Annotated in this window: 3 protein-coding genes and 2 pseudogenes; all 5 read left to right on the plus strand. The window is 59.1% G+C overall.

Features of this window, described 5'->3' with window-relative positions; translation table 11 throughout:
• Positions 1 to 213: pseudogene (locus ACWGTI_RS31955) on the plus strand (hypothetical protein); the annotation flags it as partial.
• Positions 214 to 542, plus strand: a pseudogene (locus ACWGTI_RS31960) (hypothetical protein); the annotation flags it as partial.
• Between the two features lie 840 nt (positions 543 to 1382).
• A complete protein-coding gene (locus ACWGTI_RS31965; RefSeq protein ID WP_454578809.1) occupies positions 1383 to 2306 on the plus strand; it encodes a formylglycine-generating enzyme family protein in 924 nt (307 codons plus the stop codon).
• Positions 2307 to 2460: 154 nt separating this feature from the next.
• The gene (locus ACWGTI_RS31970; RefSeq protein ID WP_454578810.1) at positions 2461 to 4815 is read left to right on the plus strand and encodes an arylsulfatase; all 2355 of its coding nucleotides are present in this window, start codon (positions 2461 to 2463) and stop codon (positions 4813 to 4815) included.
• A gap of 448 nt (positions 4816 to 5263) precedes the next feature.
• A complete protein-coding gene (locus ACWGTI_RS31975) occupies positions 5264 to 5392 on the plus strand; it encodes a hypothetical protein (RefSeq protein WP_454578811.1) in 129 nt (42 codons plus the stop codon).
• Positions 5393 to 5544 lie beyond the last annotated feature (152 nt).

The following is a 5544-nucleotide window of genomic DNA, read 5'->3' on the forward strand; positions in this document are numbered from 1 at the left end:
GAGGCGCTGCCGGAGCGCGATGCCTGCCGTCTGACGGTAGAACTGCTGAGCCTGGCCCATGAGCGCAATGTCGAGGCCGCACTCGCTCACGCCATCCAGGGCGACCTCGACTCTCGATCACCCCCCATGGGACACGTTCGCGGTCTATCTTCATCAGAGCGAGCTAACCCGACGACAGCAAGGCAAAAACACGCTCGTTTCCGCATAGATTGAGAGGTGGAAGCTCAGATTTCTAAGGCCGAATTGGCCGCCGCTATCTCCGCCGACCCCTCCCTTTGCCCGATCCCGACAGTCGAGGCGCCGTCGGAGGCCGAAGCAACAGCGGCGTACCGCAAAGCTCATGCGGCGTCTCCCCTCGTTTGGGACAGAAAACAATATGCCAGAAATTTCTGTGGCGCTCGGACAAATGCGACAAAACCGGTTCTGACCCAGGGGTCGCCTGCATGACCTCAGTCAAAATTTCGCCTGGGGCGCAGCCTATCCAAAGGATTGTCGGCTTTGCCAAATCAGCATCCGGCGAGTGGATCGCGAGCATCAATTAAATCGTAGCGAAACCCGCGTGAGGCGGGCCTTTTCCCGGTTCCCCGCACAGAAATATGTCGAGGCTTGACGCGCAGATTGCTGTGGCGATCGGCGGTGCTGAGCCCGGGTACTCCTTCAATGGTTCAGCACAGCCGACAATATCGAGATAGCGGGTCACCTCCTCATCAACCAGGAGATCGCCCATCTTCCGGTGGCCCTTCACTCTCAAGAGTTACAATCTGGTCCGCTATCGATGCCACCTGTTGATCATGCGTGATAAAGAGTACCCTACCCTCCGCAGAAAGCTCTCTGATCAGCCGTAAGATCTCTTCCGGAAGCTCGCGGGAGCCCGTGTCATATCTTAAGCTCCGGATCTCATAATGCGTTAGTCGGCAGCACTGATGAGAGCAACCGCATTGTGCGTATGGCCACCGATTGGGAATATTATATCTGCATCAGCGTTCAGACCAGTGTCTGCTTTCTTTTTAATCGCTATGAATTTTGTAGAGTTAAGCGGTGGCCGTGCTAGCGGCAGCGTATGTTATCAGGAATATCGCTTATGCCCAATCCGACCGTCGTTAGTCTTTCCGGCAATTTCCATCGTCCTTCCAAGACAAGATCGCTCGTCACCAACGTCGCTGGGAGTATCAGCCATCAATATGGGCTCACGTCTGAAATCTATGATCTGATCGATGTGGGAGAGTCCCTCGGCTCCCGCCATGCGAGTGACCTTAGTTCTGCCGCCACGATCTCGCACAGGTTCTGACGGCATGACGAAGAGGTCGGTTCATCGACAGACGACGGGTGCTTCATCCGCTGTCTTGACGTCCCTATCGCCTGCCTCACTTCCGACAGATGGGATGATGTGGATTCCGGGTGGCGCCTTCACCATGGGGTCTGAGAGGTTCTATCCCGAAGAAGCGCCGCCACGACGCGTATCGGTCGACGGCTTCTGGATAGACGCCACGCCGGTAACCAATCGGCAGTTCGCCGAGTTCGTCGCGGCAACCGGCCACGCCACGGTTGCGCAGGTTGCGCCCGATCCGAAACAGTACCCCGGCATGGCAGAAGAGATGGCGCACCCGGGATCGCTCGTCTTTCACAAGACGGTAGGCTTGGTCGGCACATCCGATTTCAGCAACTGGTGGCAGTTTGTGTTCGGCGCCGATTGGCGCCACCCGGTCGGGCCTGACAGCGACATCGATACGCTAGATCTATGGGACCACCCGGTCGTGCAGGTCGCCTACTCCGATGTGGAAGCTTACGCCAAATGGGCGGGCAAGGACCTGCCGACCGAAGCGGAGTTCGAGTTCGCTGCAAGAGGGGGCCTGGATGGAAAGGATTACGCCTGGGGTGACGAACTGGCGCCGGGCGGCGCGATGATGGCCAACTACTGGCAGGGGTTGTTTCCGGTCGCGAACCAGATGCTCGATGGCTGGGAGCGCACGTCGCCGGTAAGCAGCTTCCCGCCCAACGGGTATGGCCTCTTCGACATGATCGGCAACACCTGGGAGTGGACACGGGACTGGTGGGGTGAGCGCCCCTCGATCCCAAGCAAGGGCGCAAAGCCTTCCTGCTGCTCACTCAGCAATCCACGTGGCGGTACGCGCAAGGACAGTTTCGATCCCTCCCAGCCTGGCGTTCGCATCGGTCGTAAGGTGCTCAAGGGCGGCTCGCACCTATGTGCGGCAAACTACTGTCAGCGTTATCGCCCTGCCGCGCGTCACCCAGAAATGATCGACACGTCGACATCGCATATCGGCTTCCGGTGTGTGCGGCGGTGAAAGAGAAGTCCTGCCCGGCGCTTGCGCAAAAGCATTCTCGGTTACGCCCCGGCTCCTCCGCTGATGCGAACTTAGGATAATTTGAAGATCGAAAAACCTTCAGGACAATTCCATTCGATTTGTCCTGATTGATCGACAGCGAAGGAGAGTTATTTTGCGCAGGAAGAAGTATTTACTGGGAACCTTGCTGGGTGGACTGGTTCTAACAGCCGGTTGGCGCGTAGACGCCATCGCGGCGGGGGGGCTGCCGCGTGAGCCGTCGCTCTTGGCCGGCAAGACAGATCCGGGCGTCAATAAGTCTGTCCCGAGTTCGCTCGAGGAAGTAAAGGCTCCTAAGGGGGCTCCCAACGTGATCGTCATACTTCTCGATGATGTCGGCTTCAGTGCCTCCTCCGTTACGGGAGGACCTGCGGCCGCCCCCAATCTCGAGCGATTGGCGCGTGAAGGGCTGCTTTACAACAACTTCCATGTCAACGCGTATTGCTCACCCACCAGAGCCGCGCTCCTGACCGGCCGCAACTCGCACCAGGTGGGCTTCGGCACCTTCACCCAAGGCGCGGATGCCGCACACCCGGGATATAACAGTCTCTGGCCCAAGAGCGCCGCTTCGATAGCAGAAGTGCTGAAGGGCAATGGCTATTCGACTGCAGCGTTCGGCAAGTGGCACAATACGCCCGTATGGCAGACGAGCCCGGTCGGTCCGTTCGATCGGTGGCCCACCGGTCTGGGGTTCGAGTATTTCTACGGCTTTCTGGAAGGAGCCGACAGCCAGTGGACGCCGGCATTGTACCGCAATACGGTCGCAGTCGAGCCGTCGACCACCCCCAGTCAGGGCTATCATCTGACGACCGATATGGCCAACGACGCGATCACCTGGCTACATCAGCATGATGCACTTGCGGCGGACAAGCCGTTCTTCCTGTACTTCGCCCCTGGCGCCACCCACTCGCCTCACCAGGTCAGCGAGGAATGGATCGCCAAGTACAAGGGCAGGTTCGATGCCGGTTGGGACGAGTTGCGCAAGCAAACTTTCGAGCGGCAGAAAAAGTCCGGGATCATACCGGCCAATGCCAAACTGACGCCGCGGCCCGAGGAACTGCCGGCGTGGGATTCGCTGACACCCGAGGAACGAAAGCTCCTGAGCCGCCAGGCGGAGGTCTACGCGGGGTTCTTCGAACAGACCGATCACGAGATTGGCCGCCTGCTTCAGGCTGTCCGCGATGAGGGGCAGTGGGACAATACGCTCGTCCTCTACATCATTGGCGATAACGGCGCGAGCGGCGAAGGCAGCCCGCTGGGCAACGATGCTCGCACATTGGATGGAGAGTATGCCTCGGTCGAGGAGCGCTCCAAGATCAAGCTCGGCAGCAACCAATACTTCAACAACTATGCGTCGGGCTGGGGCTGGGCCCTTGATGCCCCGTTCCAGTGGGCCAAGCCGGTGTCAGCATTCCTGGGCGGGACCACCGACCCGCTCATCGTCTCCTGGCCAGCCCGGCTGCGCGGCACCACGGGCGTTCGCGGGCAATTCCAGCATGTGACCGACATTGCACCGACCATTTACGAGGCTGCGGGCATCTCGGCTCCAGAGCAGATAAACGGTGTGAAGCAGACCCCGCTGGAAGGTCAGAGCCTGGCCTATACCTTCGCTGCGCCGCAGGCGCCATCGCGTCATACGCAGCAGTATTTCGAGACAATAGGAAGCCTTGGCATCTACAAGGATGGCTGGTGGGCCGGGAAGATGAACCGGCTGCCTTGGGGTTCGGGCAAGGATGATCGCAAAAACGATCATCCTTGGGAATTGTACAACCTGGCGACGGATTACAGTCAGGCCCACAACCTCGCTTCCACCAATCCGACGAAGCTAAAAGAGTTGGTCGCCCTGTTCGACAGTGAAGCACGCCGGAACAATGTTTATCCGCTCGTGGAAGGCAGATTACCGGGAACTCGCAAGCTGGGGGGTGGACGAACGCACTTCGTGTTCCGACAGGGCGTCGAACGTATCCCGGGAAAAGTTATTGACTTCTCGGGCTATCGTGGGGCCACCATCAACGCCGATGTCACGATTTCGAACGACAAGACTGAAGGCGTCATTATCGCAAATGGTGGGACGCAGATGGGCTACACGCTCTATGTCCAGGACGGCCGTGCGGTTTTCGAAACCAACACCTCCAGCCACCCGGACGGCAAGATCGTTTCCAAGCCACTCGCGCCGGGAGCACGACACATCACAATTGAAGCGAAGTTCGAGCCCGACGCGCCTGATGATCCGAAGAAACCGGGTGGCCGAACCAAAGACTTCTTCACGTCGGGTGGCGGCGGCAAGGGCACCATCGAGATGGTCATCGACGGGGTGCCCCAGGGGCAGGCCAGGATCGCTAATCTGGCTAATGGATATCTTGAGACCCTGGATGTCGGCAAAGACTTGGGATCACCGGTCAGCCAGGCGTACCAAATGCCCTTCGCGTTCAACGGAACGATCGATAAAGTCACGATCGACTTGAACTAAAGGCCCTTCTCGCCCTGCCTGTCTCCAAAATGCAGGATGAGGCTGCCGCAAACATACGGCGCGGCAGCCTCAGGTGAAATTAGTCTTCTGTCAGAGCTAACAGCCGCCGTGCTTGGTTCGCGCGTTTCGTCGTCCCCGATAATTTTCGCAGCGTTGGCGTGACACCGATCTAGATCCCGTGACGTATTCTCGGCCGCTGCGCGATTCTGATCGCGCGTCTCGTCCCGGCGCTGCTCGACCTCGCGCAAACGCGGCGCTCGCACTTCGCCGCCTTGCTCTAGGGTGCAACCGCTTCTCGAGCCGCCACTTTCATGCGGGCCGTTTCTGGCGTCGCGTGCCCATATTTCTTGTTGATCGCCGCTTCCATCGCGGCGACCTGTTTGGCGCCGGGGTTTGTGCTCTTGTCCCGTAGGCGCCCCTCGTCGCCTCCCTGGATGGCTACATCACCATGGGCGGCGAAGACGAGGCAGGTGAGTATGTCGAAGAGAACGGCAAAGCCTGGCAGGCGACACCTGGCGCGATCGAATGGTTGGCGGAAGCGATCAGGAAACTGAAACCACGGAAACGCGGGCGATAAACCGAGAACTTACCTGCGCACAAAGGCGCATGGCGGCCAATTACACGCGTTGGTCATCAATGCCGGCATTTCGCCGAATGACGGCAACAGCCGCTGAACTCGATCGACACGCCGATGCATGTTTGACGCGACGTCTTCCAGGTTAATTTCTT

The organism is Mesorhizobium sp. ArgA1 (assembly GCF_053714375.1).

Coding starts and splice junctions, on each gene's coding strand:
- ACWGTI_RS31965 (WP_454578809.1), top strand. CDS start 1,383: ATGATGTGGATTCCGGGTGGCGCCTTCACCATGGGGTCTGAGAGGTTC.
- ACWGTI_RS31975 (WP_454578811.1), top strand. CDS start 5,264: ATGGGCGGCGAAGACGAGGCAGGTGAGTATGTCGAAGAGAACGGCAAA.